This is a genomic window from Pseudomonas sp. m6p, assembly GCF_055760375.1.
The window spans coordinates 1,228,124-1,247,796 of record NZ_CM147084.1 but is presented as its reverse complement, the minus strand read 5'-3'; the positions used below and the strand labels follow the sequence as shown (position 1 = coordinate 1,247,796).

At 61.7% G+C, this 19,673-nt stretch carries 11 protein-coding genes and 1 other RNA gene; 4 read left to right on the top strand and 8 right to left on the bottom strand.

What is annotated here, in order from left to right:
* Positions 1-19: 19 nt before the first annotated feature.
* A complete protein-coding gene (gene dnaX / locus ACYZUM_RS05830; RefSeq protein WP_108182174.1) occupies positions 20-2,086 on the bottom strand; it encodes a DNA polymerase III subunit gamma/tau in 2,067 nt (688 codons plus the stop codon).
* A 143-nt stretch (positions 2,087-2,229) separates the two neighbouring features.
* On the opposite strand from dnaX, the gene ACYZUM_RS05825 reads away from it, so the two are divergent.
* On the top strand, positions 2,230-2,979 hold the full coding sequence (locus ACYZUM_RS05825; RefSeq protein WP_108182173.1) for a substrate-binding periplasmic protein: 750 nt from the start codon (positions 2,230-2,232) through the stop codon (positions 2,977-2,979).
* 38 nt (positions 2,980-3,017) lie between these two features.
* On the opposite strand, the gene ACYZUM_RS05820 is transcribed toward ACYZUM_RS05825, so the two are convergent.
* The 7 genes from ACYZUM_RS05820 to ACYZUM_RS05790 form a co-directional block, all read right to left on the bottom strand.
* Positions 3,018-4,967, bottom strand: coding sequence for a hypothetical protein (locus ACYZUM_RS05820; RefSeq protein WP_108182172.1), 1,950 nt, complete (start codon positions 4,965-4,967; stop codon positions 3,018-3,020).
* A 229-nt stretch (positions 4,968-5,196) separates the two neighbouring features.
* An RNA gene (ffs, locus tag ACYZUM_RS05815) (signal recognition particle sRNA small type) lies at positions 5,197-5,293 on the bottom strand.
* Between the two features lie 147 nt (positions 5,294-5,440).
* Entirely contained in the window at positions 5,441-6,604 is a 1,164-nt protein-coding gene (locus tag ACYZUM_RS05810) for a zinc-binding metallopeptidase family protein (RefSeq protein WP_108182171.1), read from the bottom strand.
* Positions 6,605-6,775: 171 nt separating this feature from the next.
* Positions 6,776-9,133 (bottom strand): NAD-dependent DNA ligase LigA, encoded by a 2,358-nt coding sequence (gene ligA / locus ACYZUM_RS05805; protein ID WP_108182170.1) that lies wholly within the window; start codon positions 9,131-9,133, stop codon positions 6,776-6,778.
* Positions 9,134-9,280: 147 nt separating this feature from the next.
* On the bottom strand, positions 9,281-10,144 hold the full coding sequence (gene zipA / locus ACYZUM_RS05800; protein WP_047293036.1) for a cell division protein ZipA: 864 nt from the start codon (positions 10,142-10,144) through the stop codon (positions 9,281-9,283).
* Between the two features lie 259 nt (positions 10,145-10,403).
* Complete coding sequence (gene smc, locus ACYZUM_RS05795) at positions 10,404-13,892, bottom strand: chromosome segregation protein SMC (protein WP_108182169.1); 3,489 nt, start codon at positions 13,890-13,892, stop codon at positions 10,404-10,406.
* Positions 13,893-13,894: 2 nt separating this feature from the next.
* Positions 13,895-14,554 (bottom strand): GntR family transcriptional regulator, encoded by a 660-nt coding sequence (locus ACYZUM_RS05790; RefSeq protein ID WP_041067784.1) that lies wholly within the window; start codon positions 14,552-14,554, stop codon positions 13,895-13,897.
* Between the two features lie 267 nt (positions 14,555-14,821).
* Between ACYZUM_RS05790 and xdhA the strand changes: the two genes are divergently transcribed.
* The 3 genes from xdhA to xdhC all read left to right on the top strand — a co-directional run bounded on the left by xdhA (position 14,822) and on the right by xdhC (position 19,669).
* On the top strand, positions 14,822-16,276 hold the full coding sequence (gene xdhA, locus ACYZUM_RS05785; RefSeq protein ID WP_108182168.1) for a xanthine dehydrogenase small subunit: 1,455 nt from the start codon (positions 14,822-14,824) through the stop codon (positions 16,274-16,276).
* The gene (gene xdhB, locus ACYZUM_RS05780) at positions 16,269-18,668 is read left to right on the top strand and encodes a xanthine dehydrogenase molybdopterin binding subunit (protein WP_108182167.1); all 2,400 of its coding nucleotides are present in this window, start codon (positions 16,269-16,271) and stop codon (positions 18,666-18,668) included. Before xdhA ends, xdhB begins: the two co-directional genes overlap by 8 nt.
* A 143-nt stretch (positions 18,669-18,811) precedes the next feature.
* Entirely contained in the window at positions 18,812-19,669 is an 858-nt protein-coding gene (gene xdhC / locus ACYZUM_RS05775) for a xanthine dehydrogenase accessory protein XdhC (protein WP_108182166.1), read from the top strand.
* Positions 19,670-19,673: the final 4 nt, after the last annotated feature.

Sequence of the window (19,673 nt, the reverse complement as noted above, 5' to 3'; positions counted from 1 at the left end):
CGCCGAACGCCCTCAGTTATTAGCCTTGGGCGACCAAGGCATCGACAGGTTCAATAGTATCGTGTCGCACGACCGCACCGAACTGCTGGACCATCTGCTGGATGAACGGATCGCCGTGGATCGATTCCTCCGCCTCGCGCTGACGGTTGGCCCGACGCCGCGAAGCAGCCTGCGCCGGGGTTTCCTGCTCGGGCTTGATCAGCTCGATGGTCAGGCTCAGCGTGCGACCGTGGAACTGGTTCAACGCATCGTTCAGGCGCCGCTGTTGCGTGGCGTTGAACAGTGCACTGTGCGCCGGGTCCAGGTGCATCAGCCAATGATCGCCATCGACCGCGATCAGCGTGCAGTTGGCGGCGATGCTGCCGGTCATGCCGGAGATCGGCAGTTGCGGGAACAGTTCCAGCCATTGCAACGCCAGACCGGTGGCCGGCGCGGCGGCAGGCTCCGGCTCGGGTTCCGGGGCCGGTTCGGCGGTGTGTTCGCTGGCCAGGTCGTCGAGGTAGCTGTAAGCCGAATCCATGTCCGGCTCGATGTAGTCTTCGTCCAGCGGCGGCTCATCGTCGAGGTCCATGCCCGGCGTGGCGGCATCGACGTCGGCGACCGACGGTTCGGGAATCGGCGCAGCGGCCCACTCCGGCGCATCCGGCACCACGCTGTCCGGGGTCGGCAGCGGCATCGGCGGCAATTCGGGCTGCTCGCTGGCGGTTTCCAGTACCGGCTCAACGGCCGGTTGCTGCACAGGTGCGGGGTCCGGCTCAGGTTCGACCGGATCGTTCCACGGCAGATCGACCACCGCTTCGGCGACTGGCTCTGGTTCCGGCGCGGCGGTCACCACAGGCGCTGCCTCCGGTGCCGGCGCAGCAACCGCCGCTGGCGTTGGCGCAACGGCCGCAGCGACTACCGGCGCAGGCTTGGGCGCGGCAGCCACGGAGTTTGCGGAATCAACTGTGGCCTGGCTGATCCCCACTGGCTTTAGCGGTTGCCTCGGGGCGTCCGCGGTGTCTGCGGGCCGGAAGGCCAGCATCCGCAGCAGCACCATCTCGAAACCGCCACGCGGGTCCGGCGCCAGCGGCAAGTCGCGGCGGCCGATCAGGCCCATCTGGTAATAGAACTGCACGTCTTCGGCCGGCAGCGCCTGAGCCAAAGCCAATACGCGGTCACGGTCGCCATGGCCGTTATCGACACCTTCAGGCAAGGCCTGGGCGATGGCGACGCGGTGCAGCACGTTGAGAATTTCCGAGAGCACGCCGTTCCAGTCCGGGCCTTGCTCGGCCAGGTGGCGCACGGCTTCGAGCAACGCCTTGGCGTCGCCTTCGATCAGTGCATGCAGCACGTCGAAGACCTGGCCGTGATCCAGCGTGCCGAGCATCGCCCGCACATCAGCGGCCAATACCTTGCCTTCACCGAAGGCGATGGCCTGGTCGGTCAGGCTCATGGCGTCACGCATCGAGCCGTCAGCGGCGCGGCCCAGCAGCCACAGCGCGTCGTCTTCGAACGGCACATTTTCGGCGCCCAGGACGTGGGTCAGATGCTCGACCACGCGCTCGGGCGTCATGTTCTTCAGCGAGAACTGCAGACAACGCGACAAAATCGTTGCCGGAAGTTTCTGCGGGTCGGTGGTCGCGAGGATGAACTTGACGTATGGCGGCGGCTCTTCAAGGGTTTTCAGCAGCGCATTGAAGGAATGGCTGGAGAGCATGTGCACTTCGTCGATCAGGTAGACCTTGAAGCGCCCACGGCTCGGCGCGTACTGCACGTTGTCGAGCAGTTCGCGGGTGTCCTCGACCTTGGTCCGGCTCGCGGCGTCGATCTCGATCAGGTCGACGAAGCGCCCTTCATCGATCTCGCGGCACACCGAACACTCTCCGCAGGGGCTGGAAGTGATACCTGTCTCACAGTTCAGGCATTTGGCAATGATCCGCGCAATGGTGGTCTTGCCGACCCCGCGGGTACCGGTGAACAGGTACGCGTGGTGCAGCCGCTGGCTGTCCAAGGCATTGATCAGAGCCTTGAGCACATGGGTCTGGCCGACCATTTCGCGGAACGAGCGCGGACGCCATTTACGTGCAAGAACCTGATAACTCATCGAAAACCGTCGCAACGAAGGAAGCTGAAGCGGCTAATGCTAGCGGAGCAAGGGCAAAATTGCATCCGGTGTGCTCGTCTAATCTGGCTAAGCTGCTGTTGGCGAGGAAATTTCGCTCGTGGTCGGGACTCATCGGAGCATTTATGCGTTGGGCCTTGGGAGCTTTGTTGGGGATCAGTCTGAGCGTGAACGCCGCCGAACCGCCGCTGCGCTTCGTCGTGGCCGACAGCTGGGCGATGCCCATGGTGCAAATCGAGCACGGCCGCCCCACCCAGGGCATTCTCCACGACATCATGCTCAGCCTGGCGACACAGGTCGGCGTACCCGCCGAATTCCATGTGCTGCCGCGCGCCCGGGTGCAGAACGCCATGGAACACGGTGAAGTCGACGTGCGCTGCTATGCCGCACAATCATGGTTGCCGAATCAGTCCGGAGACTACATCTGGAGCCTTCCGCTGCTGTTCCAGCGCGATCTGCTGATCAGCCGCGACGATCAACCGCTCCACGTCGATCCCGCCCGCCTGCCCCGCCAATCGATCGGCACCGTGCTCGGCTACACCTACCCGACTCTGCAGCCGCTGTTCGACGCCGACCACCTGCAACGCGACGACGCGCGCAATCAGGAACAAGTGCTGGAAAAACTCCTGGCCGGGCGTTATCGCTATGCGGTGAGCAATCAATGGACGCTGGACTGGTTCAATCAGCGCCTGCTGCCCACGCAGCAACTGCAGGGGGTGGCGGTGCTGCAGGAACAGCATGTCGGCTGCTATGTGAGGAATGACCCGCAGGTGCCGGTGCAGCGGATCCTGCGCACGTTGCTGCGGATGAAAATGTCGGGGGAGATTGATGACATCATCCGGCTGTATACCGGATCCTCGGAAACCACCCCATAACCCCTTTTTTTGGGAGGAAATTTCCCACAGAGAATTATTCAGTAACCGTGCGACTCACGGAATTTCTGGTAGTCGTGAAACTCGATCCACTCGACCACATCGTACGGCAGGTAAAGCTGCTGGCGGGCGCGGGAGATGGCGATGTACACGGCGCAGATCCGCTGATCGAACGCGTAGGCGTCCTTGAACTGCACGTTGGTCAGCAGCTCGGGCGTCAGCAGAACGCGGTCGAACTCCATGCCGCCCGCCTCCTGGGCCTGCATCAACAAGCAGCTTTTGCCGGGGCTGCCGATCATCCGGTTGAGCCGGGTCAGGTCAGCCACCTTGAAGCCCTTCTCCAGCTCGGCCTCGACCCACAGAAACGCCTCGTCGTACTGGTTGGCCTCGCGCACCTGCTGCCACTTCGGCACGTCGCTGAAATAGCGATGCGGGCCCTTCTCGCTGTGTTCGGCACTGTAGAAGTCGACCCTGAACAGTTCGATGGCGGTGATCATGAAGTGTTCGAGGTCGCGCTGCGCTTTCATGTCGGCAAAGCTGAACGGGCAATTGGCATCGTGCAACTGCATCGCCCACTTCATGGTGTCCCAGAGTGACGCCGTCAGCACCACACAACCTTGCGGCGGGACAAAGCCCTGTGGATAAAACTCGATGCCGACGTCCGCCTCACGCGCGCCTTCGAAGGGTATCTTGCTCTTTTCCGAGTGCCGGGAAATCAGCGGATTGACCAGACGCTCGACGTTGCGCCCCGAACGCACTGAATAAGTGATATCGCTCTGGCGCACTTCACGCTTTCTTTTCACCAGATCACGCTCGGCATGCTGGTACTCATCGCCCAGCGTGATCAGCACCTGCCGGCCGCGCTCGATAATCTGCAGCAGCGACGCAGGAATGTCCTGGCTCTCGTCGATCAGCACGTGGGTATACCGCGGCGGCACCACGCAGCCCGCGAGGCTTGCCCGCTTGATCAGTAACAAGGCTTCGAAGCCGCTCTGCCGGCCCCACGCCGGGTTGGCCTCGAGATAAGTCCAGACGCGGCTCGAATACTCCAGCAACACCTTGGACTCAAGGCTGGACAAGGACAGCTTGAAATACGGCAGATGATGCGCCGACAGGCTGTAGTCCCGGGATTGGCAATAGCGCTCGAGGGTTTCCAGACAGACGCTCAGGGTGCGTTGCGCATCGTGCTCGCGAAAGCCCAGGATGTTCAGCGCCTGCGCCAGACTCTGTTTGCTCGCGACTCGGCCAGCGGCGCTTGCCGGCTGTGGCTTGCGCCCATAAATCAGCCCGCGCGCGAACGCCTCAAAGGTGATGCCGGGCTTGCGCTCACTGGCAACACCCATGCGCTGACACAGGGTCGCGAGTTTTTCCGGTGTGCGTGCCAGCAGCAGGGTTTTCCCGGGACCCAGACACTCGGTCAAGGCGCCGATCAGATGACTCTTGCCGATCCCGGCGTAGCCTTGGACGTGCAGGTCTTCATCGAGGTTGGCGCGGAAGGTTCTGACCAGTTTGTCTTGCGCGGCGCTGAGCCAGCGCTCGCGGTGTGCCGGGCTGATCATCTGCTGGCTGAACGGATTGTTGGCCGCGTGGTGGCGCGTTTTGAACTCGTCATCCCACTTGCCATCGGGCAGCAGGTAATCCTGCGCCGACACCTCGTCAGCCAACAGCAAACGCAGATTCAATCCCCTGATGGCGTTCAGGCCGAAATACAGCTGACGCGGATCGAACAGGCGTTGCGCCTCGGACAGCAGCCCTGTCCGGCCATCGACCGCCCACGCAATCAGCCGCGCCAACACCTTCTCCGCCGCAGCGGCAGTGAGATCCTTTTCGGTGGCCTGGGCCAGATTCTGGATGACCAGGACGGCGGCGAGCTGCGCATCTGTCAGCGTGTCGAGGATTGTCACGCCATCGGACTGCAACAGGCTCGCGCAGGTCTCGTCCGTCACGGGCAAATAAACGGCGGTGGATAAATCGTGATGTTCCGGGTGCATACAACCTCGTAGCCAGGACGCGAACTTGTCAACGGCGCGCGCAGCAAGACGGTGGAGTATGCCACTGTTCAACCTTGGTGGCTGAACAGGCATCGGGGCGGCTGCCTTCGCGAGCAGGCTCGCTCCTACAGGGGCTGGCGTGATAGCTCAAATCGCGGGCATAAAAAAACCGCAGTGGGCGAAACCCATGCAGTTCTGTTGAAGCGTTCTTTGTTCGTTAAGGTGGTAACCCCACCAGCCACACCCCGGCACACAATGTTCCCGCTGTGGCTGCTTCCTTCCGGATCTGACCAGGTTCACGGGTAATCGTTGCGGGGGGACCGATGGGGTCACCATAACGACACTCACCTGTCGGCGAGCCGCGCCATTGTACCTATCTGAGATGAAGTTACAACCGTTGGTTTCAGATAAAAAATATGAACGGGTTCAAGGACATGCGCTGCGCCTGAAAAGATCGCAGCCTGCGGCAGCTCCTACAGGGTCAGCACCTCGTCCGCTTTGCCGCCTGCCTGCTGGATCACCAGATGAATGAAGTGCAGCTTGGCAATCGCCGCCGCCGGCAGCACGAACGGGTAGAAATCCGGCTGGCCCATGCTGCGTGACAGCTCGTTGAGCATGCCCGCCAGTTCGATCCACGCATTGACGAACGACAGGAACGCCGCGCCGCCGGGATGCTCCGGGTCATACAGCGTGCTCGGTGGAAACGGCTGATAGTCGAAGTCCATTTCCCGCGCACTCATGCCGAAACCCAGTGCAGTGTCCACCGCGTCCATCATGTGCAGGTAATGCGCCCAGGTCTCGGCCCAGTCTTCCCACGGGTGCATGGTCGCGTAGGCGCTGACGTAGTGTTGCGGCCAGTCCAGCGGTGCGCCTTGCTGGTAGTGACGGTCGAGCGCTTCGGCGTAACTGGCGCGCTCGTCGCCGAACAGCTTGCGGAAAGGTTCAAGCCACGGGCCGTTGGCGATCAGACGATCCCAATAATAATGCCCGACCTCATGCCGGAAATGCCCGAGCAGCGTGCGATAGGGTTCATGCATCGCCGCCCGCACCTGCTCGCGATGGGCGTCGTCGGCTTCTTTGATGTCGAGGGTGATCAGGCCGTTGGCGTGGCCGGTCATTGGCGCGTTGCCTTCGAGGTCGACGCCGATGAAATCAAAGGCCAGGCCGCGCTCTTCATCCACGGTTTTCGGGATGACCGGCAGCCCGAGGGTGATCAGTTGCGCCACCAGCCGGCGTTTGGCGATTTCGACTTTGCGCCAGCGCTCAGGGTTTTCCGGCACCGAGAGGTCGGGGATGGTGCGATTGAGGCTGCAGGCGACGCACAGGCTGTCGCGGCCGTTATCCGGCAGCAGCCAATTGCAGGCGGCGGGGGTGTCGAGATTGGCGCAGCGACGAAACAATCCGGCGTCAGGATCGGCATCGAGTGTCCAACTGCCGTCCTGTGGCCCCGGTTGCAGCGAGGTCAGGCGACTTGCTTCAGGCTGATAGCCGAGCATGGCGCTGCAAGCCAGGCACTGGCTGTTGCGAAAGAACAGCGACTGGCCGCAGCGGCACGGCCAGATTTTGCTGTTGCGTGAAGATTCGCCCATGAACGGCGCGACGATGCGAGAACTGAGCTGCTCGAAAAAGCGGTACATGGCGATCTCTCCCTGGGGCTTGCCAAGACTAGATCATCCTCGTGCGCTGATCGTTCCCACGCTTTGTGTGGGGAAAAGCAAAAGATCGCAGCCTTCGGCAGCTCCTACAGGGGGTCAATGTGGCAAGACACTAATTCTGTAGGAGCTGCCGCAGGCTGCGATCTTTTGTTCTTAAACGGACAGGCCGTGTCCCTTCAGGAAAGCGATAAACGCCTCTTCGTCCATCACCTTCACGCCCAGCTCATTGGCCCTGGTCAGTTTCGAGCCGGCACCGGGCCCTGCGACCACGCAATGAGTTTTCGCCGATACCGAGCCGGCGACCTTGGCGCCGAGGCTTTCCAGGTGTTCCTTGGCCACATCGCGGCTCATCAGCTCGACCTTGCCGGTCAACACCCAGGTTTCGCCGGACAGCGGCAAGCCTTCGACGACTTTCTTCTCGCTCAGCCAGTGCATGCCGAAATCACGCAGTTGTTGCTCCGCCGCTTCGGCAATCTGCCGGTGCTCGGCCACAGCAAAAAAATCGCGCACCGAATTGGCCTGCTTCTCCGGCAGCGCCTGGCGCATGTCCAGCCAGTCGGCATTCATCACCGCGTCCAGCGAACCGAACTTGTCTGCCAGTTTCTGCGCGCCGCCCGGGCCGACAAAGGGAATGTGCAGTTTGTCGAGCAGACCGCCGAGGGTGGTGCTGGCGGCAAATTCGGCGCCCAGATCGCCCTGATCCTGAATTTGCAGGCCATGCCCCAGCAACTCGCTGATCACCTGCTGGTTGTGCGCATCTTCAAAGAAGCTGTGAATCTCGTACGCCACTTCCAGACCGATGTCCGGCAGGTAGGTCAGCACCTGTGGCAGCGCCTGTTGCACGCGCTCCAGCGAACCCAGCGAGCGCGCCAGGACTTTGGCCGTCTCTTCGCCGACATCGGGAATGCCAAGGGCGTAGATGAAACGCGCCAGCCCCGGCTGCTTGCTGTCTTCAATCGCCGCCAGCAGCTTGTTGCTGGAGACTTCAGCGAAGCCTTCCAGATCAACAATGTCGTCGAACTTCAGCGCATACAGATCGGCCGGCGAATTGACCAGACCTTCGTCGACCAGTTGCTCGACGCTCTTGTCGCCAAGGCCTTCGATGTCCATCGCCCGACGCGAGACAAAGTGAATGATCGCCTGCTTCAGTTGCGCACCACAGGCCAGACGGCCAACGCAGCGGTACACCGCACCTTCGCTGATGGTTTCCTTGCCTTTGCTGCGCTTGACCAGTTGCGTGCGTTCGACATGGGAGCCACAGACCGGGCAGCTCTCTGGAATCGCTACAGGACGCGCATTCTCGGGGCGACGCTCGGTGACCACTTGCACCACCTGCGGGATCACGTCTCCGGCGCGGCGGATGATCACGGTGTCGCCAATCATCAGGCCCAGGCGCGCCACTTCATCCATGTTGTGCAAGGTGGCGTTGGCCACGGTGACGCCCGCCACCTTGACCGGTTTCAGCCGCGCCACCGGGGTGACCGCGCCGGTACGGCCGACCTGAAATTCCACGTCGAGCAGCTCGGTGAGCTCTTCCATGGCCGGGAATTTGTGCGCAATCGCCCAGCGCGGTTCGCGGGCACGGAAGCCCAGCTCGCGCTGATCGGCGATGCTGTTGACCTTGAACACCACACCGTCGATTTCGTAGGCCAGCGCGTTACGCCGTTCGCCGATGTCGCGGTAGTAATCCAGGCACTCGCCGATGCCTTTGGCCAGTTTCAGCTCGTGGCTGATCGGCAGGCCCCATTTCTGCAACTGCTTGAGGTTGCCGATGTGGGTGTCGGAAATATCGTGGGAGACTTGGCCGATACCGTAGCAGCAGAATTCCAGCGGGCGGTTGGCGGTGATCTTCGAATCCAGCTGGCGCAGGCTGCCGGCCGCAGCGTTGCGCGGGTTGGCGAAGGTCTTGCCGCCGACTTCCAGTTGCGAGGCGTTGAGGCGCTCGAAACCGGCCTTGGACATGAACACTTCACCACGCACTTCGAGGGTCGCCGGCCAGCCGTCGCCATGCAGCTTCAACGGAATGTTGCGCACCGTGCGCACGTTGACGCTGATGTCTTCACCGGTGGTGCCATCGCCACGGGTAGCGCCGCGTACCAGCACACCGTCCTGATACAGCAGGCTGACCGCCAGGCCATCGAGTTTCGGCTCGCAGCTGTATTCCACTGCCGCGCCGCCACCGAACAGATCACCGGCCGGCAGATCCAGACCTTCGGTCACCCGGCGGTCGAACTCGCGCATGTCGGTTTCTTCGAAAGCGTTGCCGAGGCTGAGCATCGGCACTTCGTGACGCACTTGGGTGAAGGCAGTCAACGCCACGCTGCCGACACGCTGGGTCGGCGAGTCGCTGGTGATCAGTTCGGGATTGGCCGCCTCCAGCGCCTTGAGCTCGTGGAACAACCGGTCGTACTCGGCGTCCGGAATGCTCGGCTCGTCGAGGACGTGGTACCGGTAGTTGTGCTGATCGAGTTCAGCGCGCAGCTCTAGAATGCGGTTTTTGGCGGCAGTCATGGGTGTTCTCTCATAAAGCAAAAGAGCAGCCGAGGCTGCTCCAGTTTCATCATTCAAAGATCGCAGCCTCGTTGCACTCGACAGCTCCTACAGGGATCGCGTTCCTCTGTAGGAGCTGCCGAAGGCTGCGATCTTTTGATCTCGGCCTTAGCGCTTCTGGGTCAGGGCGCGGCGTTCGAATTCGACGATGCGCTGACGGTAGTGCTCGATGGTCTGTGCGGTCAGCACACTGCGCTGGTCGTCTTTCAGCTCGCCGTTCAACTCCTGGGACAGCTTGCGCGCTGCCGCCACCATCACGTCGAAGGCCTGCTTCGGATGACGCGGGCCTGGCAGACCGAGGAAGAAGCTCACCGCCGGGGTGCTGAAATGGTCGATGTCGTCCAGATCGAAGATGCCCGGCTTGACCGCGTTGGCCATGGAGAACAGCACTTCACCGTTGCCGGCCATGCTTTCGTGGCGGTGGAAAATATCCATCTCGCCAAAACGCAGACCGCTTTCGAGAATGTTCTGCAGCAAGGCCGGGCCTTTGAAGCCGGCGGCGTCACGGCAGATCACGCTGATCACCAGGACTTCTTCGGCTTGCGGCTGATCCTTGTCGGCCACGGCCGGCGCCGGCTTGCTGTCTTCGACGAAGTCATCATCACGGCTGCTGAAGCTCGGGCCGCCGTCCAGATCCAGGTCGAGGTTCAGGTCGCCCTGGGCCGGACCATTGCTGCCGCGCTTGCCACGCTTGGAGCCGGATTCGCGAGGCTCGCGTGCTTCGCGGGCCGGCATGCTCACCGACGGCAGATCGTGTTCGTCCAGTTGCGGCTCTTTATGCGTATCCAGCACGCGGGCCGGGCCCAACAGCTCAGCGCTGGTGTCCTCGTCCGGCAGGTTGGACAGACTTCGGTCAAGACGGAATTTCAGTTTTCCCTTGCCGCCGCGCATACGGCGCCAGCCATCGAAAAGAATACCGGCTATCACAATGATGCCGATGACGATCAGCCACTCGCGCAGACCGATTTCCATGTAATCCCGTGCCTCTATAAAAAATGCTGAAAAATAAGGGGTTTACATTGTGCAAACCGCTTTAAAACGTGGCGCCAACTCTATGTTCTGACAGGCGTTTTGCCCACGTATACGAAAAATTGACATTAAACTAGCACGACCAAAGACAACTTTACACCGTCTGTCACGTTGGCTTGCGCGAATATGTCGATTGGCCAGCAAGTCGAAGTCGGTAAAAAAGTCCTACAGACTACTTATACCCTTCCGACACCACGCTGACTCAGGCGTCCACCATCGCCATTGCCTCCTCGACATCCACTGCAACCAGTCGCGAACAACCCGGCTCGTGCATCGTCACGCCCATCAGTTGATCGGCCATTTCCATGGCGATTTTGTTGTGGGTGATATAGATGAACTGCACAGTCTGCGACATCTCTTTAACCAATCGTGCGTAGCGTCCAACGTTAGCGTCATCCAGTGGCGCGTCAACTTCATCGAGCATGCAGAACGGCGCCGGATTCAATTTGAAGATCGCAAAAACCAGTGCCAGTGCGGTCAGGGCTTTTTCCCCGCCAGAGAGCAAATGGATGGTGCTGTTCTTCTTTCCTGGCGGCCGCGCCATGATCGTCACCCCTGTATCGAGTAGATCTTCGCCCGTCAGTTCCAAATACGCGCTGCCGCCACCGAAAACTTTCGGGAAAAGCGCCTGTAAACCGCCATTGATCTGATCAAAGGTATCTTTGAAGCGGTTACGGGTTTCCTTGTCGATCTTGCGAATGACGTTTTCCAGGGTCTCCAATGCTTCGACCAGATCGGCGTCCTGCGCATCCAGATAACGTTTACGCTCGGATTGTTGGGTGTATTCGTCGATGGCCGCGAGGTTGATCGCGCCCAGGCGCTGAATCCGCGCATTGATCCGTTCGAGTTCTTCTTCGGCTGCGCGTTCACTGGCCTCAGGCGTCAAGGTCGCGAGCACGCCATTGAGATCGTAGCCGTCTTCGAGCAATTGATCCTGCAACGCCTTGCGCCGCACGGTCAGTGCTTGCCATTCCATGCGCTGCTGTTCGAGCTGGCCACGGATCAATTGCGATTGCTGCTCGGCCTGGGTCCGGCGCTTTTCCGCCTCGCGCAGTTCGCGGTCGGCGTCTTCCAGCGCGATCTGCGCGGTCTTCAGCTCCTCGTCGACGGTCATGCGCTTGTCGAGCAGTTCTTCGAGTTTCAGGCGCAGCTCTTCCAGCGGTGCCTCGCCCTCCTCCAGATTCAGACTCAACTGCTCACGCTTTTCGGTCAGGCGCTCGGCCTGCATCTCCAGACGTTCCAACGCCTGACGCGTGGAATCGTGCTGCGCACGCAGCGAACCGAGACGCACCGCCAGTTGATGGGCGTGATCCTTGTGCTGCCGGGCTTCCTGACGCACGCGATCAAGGCGTTCGCGCAGGCTGTCACGCTGGGCCAGCAGCAACTCGCGCTGCTCGGTGTCCAGCGCCATGGCATCGAGCGCTTCCTGCAATTGCATGCGCGCTTCGCCGACCTGTTCGTGCTCAAGCTCGCGCTGCTCGGCGAGCTCGATCAGCTCTTCGTCAAGCCGCGTGCGGCGCAGCGTCAGTTGTTCAGCCTTGGCTTTACCGGCAGACAACTGGGCTTTCAATTCACCTTGGGAACGGGCTTCATCCTGCAGCAGGCGACGCAAATGTTCGCGGCCGTTTTCCTGCTGACGCTGTTGCGCACGCAAAGTCTGCAAGCGGGTTTCCATGGCTTCGACCGTGGCTTCGCGCTCTTCGCGCTCGGCCTGCAACGTCTCGATTTCCTGGCCACGGGCGAGCATGCCGCTCTCGGCTTCACTGGCGCGACGTACGCGCAGAAAGTGTCGGCCAACCCAGTAACCGTCGCGACTGATCAGGCTCTGCCCGGCACTCAACTGCCCGCGCAGGGCCAGCGCCTGTTCGAGGCTGTCGACCGGTTTGACCTGGCCGAGCCATGGCGACAGATCGATCTGCGCCTCGACTTTATCCAGCAAACTGCCCGCGACGCGCACGCCATCACTGGCGGGGCTGAGCAGGCGCAAATCCCCTTGGGTGAAACCGGACAGATCGAAACCGTTGAAGTCGTCCACCAGCACCGCTTGCAGATCGGCGCCGAGCACGGTTTCCACCGCCAGTTCCCAACCAGCCTCGACCTTCAAGCCTTCGGCCAGACGCGGCCGTTCGGCGAGGTTGTGTTCCTTCAGCCATTCGGCGGTGCCGGTGCCCGGGTCGAGCGCGGCTTGTTGCAAGGCTTCCAGCGAGGCCAGTCGTCCGTTGAGCCGCTGCAAATCGCCCTGCGCCTGTTGCTGCGCGGTCAGTGCCTGCTGCAATTCCTGACGCAGTTGTTCAAGTTTTTCGACCTGCGCTTCTTCGCTGGTCTGCAAATCTTCGAGGGTCGCTTCGGATTCGGCGAGCTGCTCGTTGAGTGCCATGATCGCCGCGTCTTCCGGGTCGGCGGAGAGCAAGTCGCGCTCCTCGGCGAGACGCTTTTGCCGATCGGCCAGCCGTTCCATGCTGGTTTCCAGTTGCTGGATCCGCGACTGCTGCACTTCGGCCTGACGCCGGGGTTCGGCGGCGGTCAGGTTGAAGGTGTCCCACTGCTCCTGCCAGCCGTGCATGACGCTTTCGGAATCTTCAAGCGCGGCGGCGGCTTCTTCGGCGGCGGCGCTGGTGACTTCCTGCTCGGGGATGAGCATGTCCAGCTCTTCGCCGAGGGTCAGCAGCAACGTGCGGTCGTGGCCCAGGTGCGATTCGGTTTCCAGACGCGCGCGCTCGGCTTCTTTCAGATCGTCCTGCAACTGACGCAAGCGCTGCTGGCCGTGCTGGATGCTCTGCTCGACCCGGGCGATGTCGCCGCCGACCGAATAGAAGCGTCCCTGCACCAGATTGAAGCGTTCGGACAGTTCATGGTGCCCGTCGCGCAGGCGCTCGATGGCGGCATCGGCATTGCGCTGCTCGGCGACCAGCGCTTCGAAACTGACTTCCTGGTTGCCGATGATCGATTCGCGCTGGCCGACCTGATCATTCAGATCCTGCCAGCGCAGGGCCGACAGTTGCGCCTTGAGCTGGCGCTCTTCGGCTTTGTATTCCTGATACTTCTTGGCGGACTCGGCCTGCCGGTGCAGGCGTTCGAGCTGGCGCTCCAGCTCTTCACGCAGGTCAGTCAGACGCGCCAGGTTTTCGTGGGTGCGGCGGATGCGGTTTTCGGTTTCGCGCCGACGCTCCTTGTACTTGGAGATGCCCGCCGCTTCTTCGATGAAGTTACGCAGGTCTTCCGGCTTGGCTTCGATCAGCTTGGAGATCATCCCCTGCTCGATGATCGAGTAGCTGCGCGGGCCGAGGCCGGTGCCGAGGAAGATGTCGGTGATGTCGCGACGGCGGCATTTGGCGCCGTTGAGGAAATAGCTGTTCTGGCTGTCGCGGGTGACCTTGCGGCGAATGGAAATCTCGGCGTACGCCGCGTATTCGCCGACCAGGGTGCCGTCGGAGTTGTCGAACACCAGTTCGATGCTCGCCTGACTCACCGGTTTGCGGCTGGTCGAGCCATTGAAGATGACGTCGGTCATCGACTCGCCACGCAGGTTCTTCGCCGAACTCTCGCCCATCACCCAGCGTACGGCGTCGATGATGTTCGACTTGCCGCAACCGTTCGGCCCGACGACTGCCGCCATGTTACTGGGGAAGTTCACCGTGGTCGGGTCGACGAAGGACTTGAACCCCGCCAGTTTGATGCACTTTAGCCGCACGCTCAGGCAACCGTCAGGGCGGAGACCACCAGATCGCTGCTGCGCTGGGCATAAGCCGTCAGCACGATGCGAATCTGCGGCAAATCACGGGCGAGCACAGCGGCCAGCAGGCGTTCGAACAGTTCGAGGAACTCGCTCATTTCGGCCTTGCGCTGTTCGAGGGCGAGGAAGTAGGCGCGACTCATGGCCGGCTGCAGATTCTCGACGGTCTCTTGCAGGTACGGGTTGTTGGCAAACGGGTACGCCGCGCGCATCACGGCGAAGCTGTCGTCGACGAAGGTGCGGATGTCCTGACGCTCGTAGCTGGCGGTCAGGCGCTGCTGGATCTGCACGAACGGCGCCATGTCGGCCTGGGTCTGCCAGCCGTTGGCAACCGCATTGCCGAGCAGGATGTACAGCTCGCTCATCAGCGTGCACAGGCTCTGCACCTTGTGCGCGGTGAGTTCGGTGACATGGGCGCCACGTCGCGGCAGGATCGCGATCAGGTGGCGGCGTTCGAGGATCAGCAAGGCTTCGCGGACCGATCCGCGGCTGACATTGAGGGCCAGCGTGACCTTCTGTTCCTGAATGCGCTCTCCCGGCTTCATTTCGCCGCGAATGATGCGTTCGGCGAGGTGGTGAGCGATTTGCTCGGCGAGGCTGTCCGGCGCCTTGAACGTCATGGTTGTCCTTCAAACTCTTCGATCTGCACAAGCGGCGCAGTGTAGCGCAAATGCACGTGCATGGCGGAGTGCCCGCACGGCGCTTTTTGGCACGATTCAAGCAAAAAAGCAGTGGTTCCGCTCAGGGTCAATACTCAATAGAGCACGCGTTAATCGACAAAACCGATTTTCCTGACCTTTAAGTCAGAAAACCATTGACCGAAAAGTCAGACCTGCTAAATTCGGCTCACGTCGGTTAACAACAATAATGAGTCTGCGAGGCCTTCCGTGATCCAGTTTTTACTTAACCAGGAACTCCGTAGCGAGCACGCCCTGGACCCGAATCTGACCGTGCTCAATTACCTGCGTGAGCATGTAGGTAAATCCGGCACCAAAGAAGGCTGCGCCAGCGGCGACTGCGGCGCCTGCACGGTGGTGGTCGGCGAGTTGCAAACCGATGACGCCGGCCGCGAATACATTCGCTATCGCAGCCTCAACTCGTGCCTGACCTTTGTGTCGTCGCTGCATGGCAAACAACTGATCAGCGTCGAAGACCTCAAGCACCAGGGCGAACTGCACAGCGTGCAGAAAGCCATGGTCGAGTGCCACGGCTCGCAGTGCGGCTTCTGCACCCCCGGTTTCGTCATGTCGCTGTTCGCCCTGCAAAAGAACAGCGATGCACCGGATCAGGCCAAGGCGCACGAAGCGCTGGCCGGCAATCTCTGCCGCTGCACCGGCTACCGGCCGATCCTCGCCGCCGCCGAGCAATCGTGCTGTGGCAAGCAACCGGACCAGTTCGACGCCCGCGAAGCCGAGACCATCGCCCGCCTCAAAGCCATCGCCCCGACCGATATCGGTGAACTCAACAGTGGCGACAAGCGCTGCCTGGTGCCGCTGACCGTCGCCGATCTGGCCGATCTGTATGACGCTTACCCACAAGCGCGACTGCTGGCCGGCGGCACCGATCTGGCGCTGGAAGTCACCCAGTTTCACCGCACCCTGCCGGTGATGATCTACGTCGGCAACGTCGCCGAAATGAAGCGCATCGAAAGCTTCGATGACCGCCTCGAAATCGGCGCCGCCACCGCCCTCTCCGATTGCTACGAAGCGCTGACTGCCGAATATCCGGACTTTGGCGAACTGCTGCACCGCTTCGCCTCGCTGCAGATCCGCAACCAGGGCACCCTCGGCGGCAACATCGGCAACGCCTCGCCGATCGGTGACTCGCCACCGCTGCTGATCGCCCTCGGCGCGCAGGTGGTGCTGTGCAAAGGTGAAACCCGGCGCACGCTGAACCTAGAAGATTACTTCATCGACTACAAGGTCACCGCCCGTCAGGAAAGCGAGTTCATCGAGAAGATCATCGTCCCGCGCGCCACGGCCGAGCAGCGTTTCCGCGCCTACAAGGTCTCCAAGCGTCTGGACGATGACATTTCCGCCGTCTGCGCCGCCTTCAATCTGCGCGTCGAAAACGGCGTGATCACTGACGCACGCGTGGCGTTCGGCGGCATGGCCGCGATCCCCAAACGCGCCGCGCATTGCGAAGCCGTGCTGCTCGGCCAGCCGTTCAACAACGCTGTGATCGAACGCGCCTGCGCCGCACTGGCCGAAGACTTCACGCCGCTCTCGGACTTCCGCGCCAGCAAGGAATATCGCCTGCTCAGCGCGCAGAACCTGCTGCGCAAATACTTCATCGAACTGCAAACACCGCACATCGAGACTCGGGTGACCGCTTATGTCTAACCATCACGCCGTAGAGAAGACTCAAGCCGAACTGGCGGAACTGTTCGCCAGGGACCTGACCACCGGCGTCGGCCGCAGCGTCAAGCACGACAGCGCCGCCAAGCATGTGTCCGGTGAAGCGCAGTACATCGATGATCGCCTGGAATTCCCCAATCAACTGCACGTTTACGCACGGCTGTCGGACCGCGCCCACGCGAAAATCCTCCGCATCGACACCAGCCCCTGCTACGCCTTCGAAGGCGTGCGCATTGCGATCACCCACGAAGACGTGCCGGGCCTGAAAGACATCGGTCCGCTGCTGCCGGGCGATCCGCTGCTGGCGATCGATGACGTGCAGTTCGTCGGGCAACCGGTACTGGCCGTGGCGGCGAAAGACCTGGAAACCGCACGCAAAGCGGCCATGGCGGCGATCATCGAATACGAAGATCTCGAACCGGTGCTCGACGTGGTCGAAGCCCTGCGCAAACGTCACTTCGTGCTCGACAGCCACACCCATCAGCGCGGCGATTCGGCCTCGGCATTGGCCACCGCCGAACACCGCATTCAAGGCACGCTGCACATCGGCGGCCAGGAACACTTTTATCTGGAAACCCAGATCTCCTCGGTCATGCCCACCGAAGACGGCGGCATGATCGTCTACTGCTCGACGCAGAACCCCACCGAAGTGCAGAAGCTGGTGGCCGAAGTGCTCGACGTGTCGATGAACAAGATCGTCGTCGACATGCGCCGCATGGGCGGTGGTTTTGGCGGCAAGGAAACCCAGGCCGCGAGCCCGGCGTGCCTGTGCGCGGTGATCGCGCACCTCACCGGCCAGCCGACCAAGATGCGCCTGCCACGGGTCGAAGACATGCTGATGACCGGCAAGCGCCACCCGTTCTATGTCGAGTACGACGTTGGCTTCGACAGCAGCGGGCGCCTGCACGGCATCGCCATGGACCTGGCCGGCAACTGCGGCTGTTCGCCGGACCTGTCCGCCTCGATCGTTGACCGGGCGATGTTCCACTCGGACAACTCTTATTACCTCGGCGACGCGACCATCAACGGTCACCGCTGCAAGACCAACACCGCGTCGAACACTGCTTACCGTGGTTTCGGCGGCCCGCAAGGGATGGTCGCCATCGAAGAAGTGATGGACGCGATTGCCCGTCATCTCAACCTCGATCCGCTGGCGGTGCGCAAGGCTAACTACTACGGCAAGACCGAGCGCAACGTCACCCACTACTACCAGACCGTCGAGCACAACATGCTCGAAGAGATGACCGCCGAGCTGGAAGAAAGCAGCCAGTACGCCGAGCGCCGCGAAGCGATCCGCCGCTACAACGCCAACAGCCCGATCCTGAAAAAAGGCCTGGCGCTGACCCCGGTGAAATTCGGCATTTCCTTCACCGCCAGTTTCCTCAACCAGGCCGGTGCGCTGATCCACGTCTACACCGACGGCAGCATCCACTTGAACCACGGCGGCACGGAAATGGGCCAGGGCCTCAACACCAAAGTCGCGCAGGTGGTGGCCGAAGTGTTCCAGGTGGAAATGGATCGGGTGCAGATCACCGCGACCAACACCGACAAAGTGCCGAATACCTCGCCGACTGCGGCTTCCAGCGGTGCCGACCTCAACGGCAAGGCTGCGCAGAACGCCGCCGAGATCATCAAGCAGCGTCTGGTGGAATTCGCCGCGCGGCACTACAAGGTCAGCGAAGAAGACGTGGAATTCCACAACGGCCATGTGCGCGTGCGTGACCACATCATGACCTTCGAAGCGTTGATTCAACTGGCGTATTTCAATCAGGTCTCGCTGTCGAGCACCGGCTTCTACAAGACCCCGAAAATCTACTATGACCGCAGCCAGGCCCGTGGTCGGCCGTTCTACTACTTCGCCTTCGGTGCGGCGTGCTGCGAAGTGATCGTCGACACCCTGACCGGCGAGTACAAGATGCTGCGTACCGACATCCTCCACGACGTCGGTGCCTCGCTGAACCCGGCGATCGACATCGGTCAGGTCGAGGGTGGTTTCGTCCAGGGCATGGGCTGGCTGACCATGGAGGAGCTGGTCTGGAACAACAAGGGCAAGCTGATGACCAACGGCCCGGCCAGCTACAAGATCCCGGCCGTGGCGGACATGCCGCTGGACCTGCGGGTGAAGCTGGTGGAAAACCGCAAGAACCCGGAAGACACGGTGTTCCATTCCAAGGCTGTGGGTGAGCCGCCGTTCATGCTCGGGATTGCCGCGTGGTGCGCGATCAAGGACGCGGTGGCGAGCCTCGGTGACTATAAGCATCAGCCGCAGATCGACGCACCGGCGACCCCGGAGCGGGTGTTGTGGGGGTGTGAGCAGATGCGCCAGCTCAAGACGGTGAAAGCGGTCGAAGCTGAAACCGAGTTGGCTCCGCTCTAGACCGAGGCGCGGCCAATCGCTGGCAAGCCAGCTCCCACAGTGATCCGTGGTGATTTCAGGATTTGCGGTACACCACAAAACCTGTGGAAGCTGGCTTGCCAGCGATGCGGCCCGAACAGACAACGACAGATGTCGAGGTGAACATGTACAACTGGATCGACGCCCTCGCCGACCTGCAGAACCAGGGTGAACCCTGCGTTCTGGTGACGATCATCGAAGAACTCGGCTCGACCCCGCGCAACGCCGGCTCGAAGATGGTCGTCAGCGCGAAACAGACCTTTGACACCATCGGTGGCGGGCATCTGGAATACAAAGCCATGCAGATCGCCCGCGAGATGCTCGCCAGCGGCAAGCAGGACACCCATCTGGAGCGTTTCAGCCTGGGTGCCAGCCTCGGCCAGTGCTGCGGCGGCGCAACCGTGCTGCTGTTCGAACCGATGGGCCAGGTGCAGGCGCAGATCGCCGTGTTCGGCGCCGGGCATGTCGGCCGCGCGCTGGTGCCGCTGCTCGCCAGCCTGCCGTGCCGGGTACGCTGGATCGATTCGCGGGAAGAGGAATTCCCCGAACAGATCCCCCATGGCGTGCGTAAAATCGTCGCCGAAGAGCCTGTGGATGAAATCGATGACCTGCCCGCCGGCAGCTACTGCATCGTCATGACCCACAACCATCAGCTCGACCTGGAACTCACTGCCGCGATCCTCAAGCGCAACGACTTCGCTTACTTCGGCCTGATCGGTTCGAAGACCAAACGGGCCAAGTTCGAACATCGCCTGCGGGATCGCGGTTTCGACAGCGGCGTCGTGCAACGCATGCGCTGCCCGATGGGCATTGGCGAAGTCAAAGGCAAACTGCCTGTGGAAATCGCCATCTCCATCGCCGGCGAAATCATCGCCACCTATAACGCCAATTTCGGCCAGCACAGCGCCAGCGCCGAACCGATTGCCAAACTGCTGCCGGTTTCCCGGCGCAGTCAGGCCGCCACACTCAAAGCCTCAAACTGATTAG

Coding starts and splice junctions, on each gene's coding strand:
- dnaX (WP_108182174.1), bottom strand. CDS start 2,086: ATGAGTTATCAGGTTCTTGCACGTAAATGGCGTCCGCGCTCGTTCCGC.
- ACYZUM_RS05825 (WP_108182173.1), top strand. CDS start 2,230: ATGCGTTGGGCCTTGGGAGCTTTGTTGGGGATCAGTCTGAGCGTGAAC.
- ACYZUM_RS05820 (WP_108182172.1), bottom strand. CDS start 4,967: ATGCACCCGGAACATCACGATTTATCCACCGCCGTTTATTTGCCCGTG.
- ACYZUM_RS05810 (WP_108182171.1), bottom strand. CDS start 6,604: ATGTACCGCTTTTTCGAGCAGCTCAGTTCTCGCATCGTCGCGCCGTTC.
- ligA (WP_108182170.1), bottom strand. CDS start 9,133: ATGACTGCCGCCAAAAACCGCATTCTAGAGCTGCGCGCTGAACTCGAT.
- zipA (WP_047293036.1), bottom strand. CDS start 10,144: ATGGAAATCGGTCTGCGCGAGTGGCTGATCGTCATCGGCATCATTGTG.
- ACYZUM_RS05790 (WP_041067784.1), bottom strand. CDS start 14,554: ATGACGTTCAAGGCGCCGGACAGCCTCGCCGAGCAAATCGCTCACCAC.
- xdhB (WP_108182167.1), top strand. CDS start 16,269: ATGTCTAACCATCACGCCGTAGAGAAGACTCAAGCCGAACTGGCGGAA.
- xdhC (WP_108182166.1), top strand. CDS start 18,812: ATGTACAACTGGATCGACGCCCTCGCCGACCTGCAGAACCAGGGTGAA.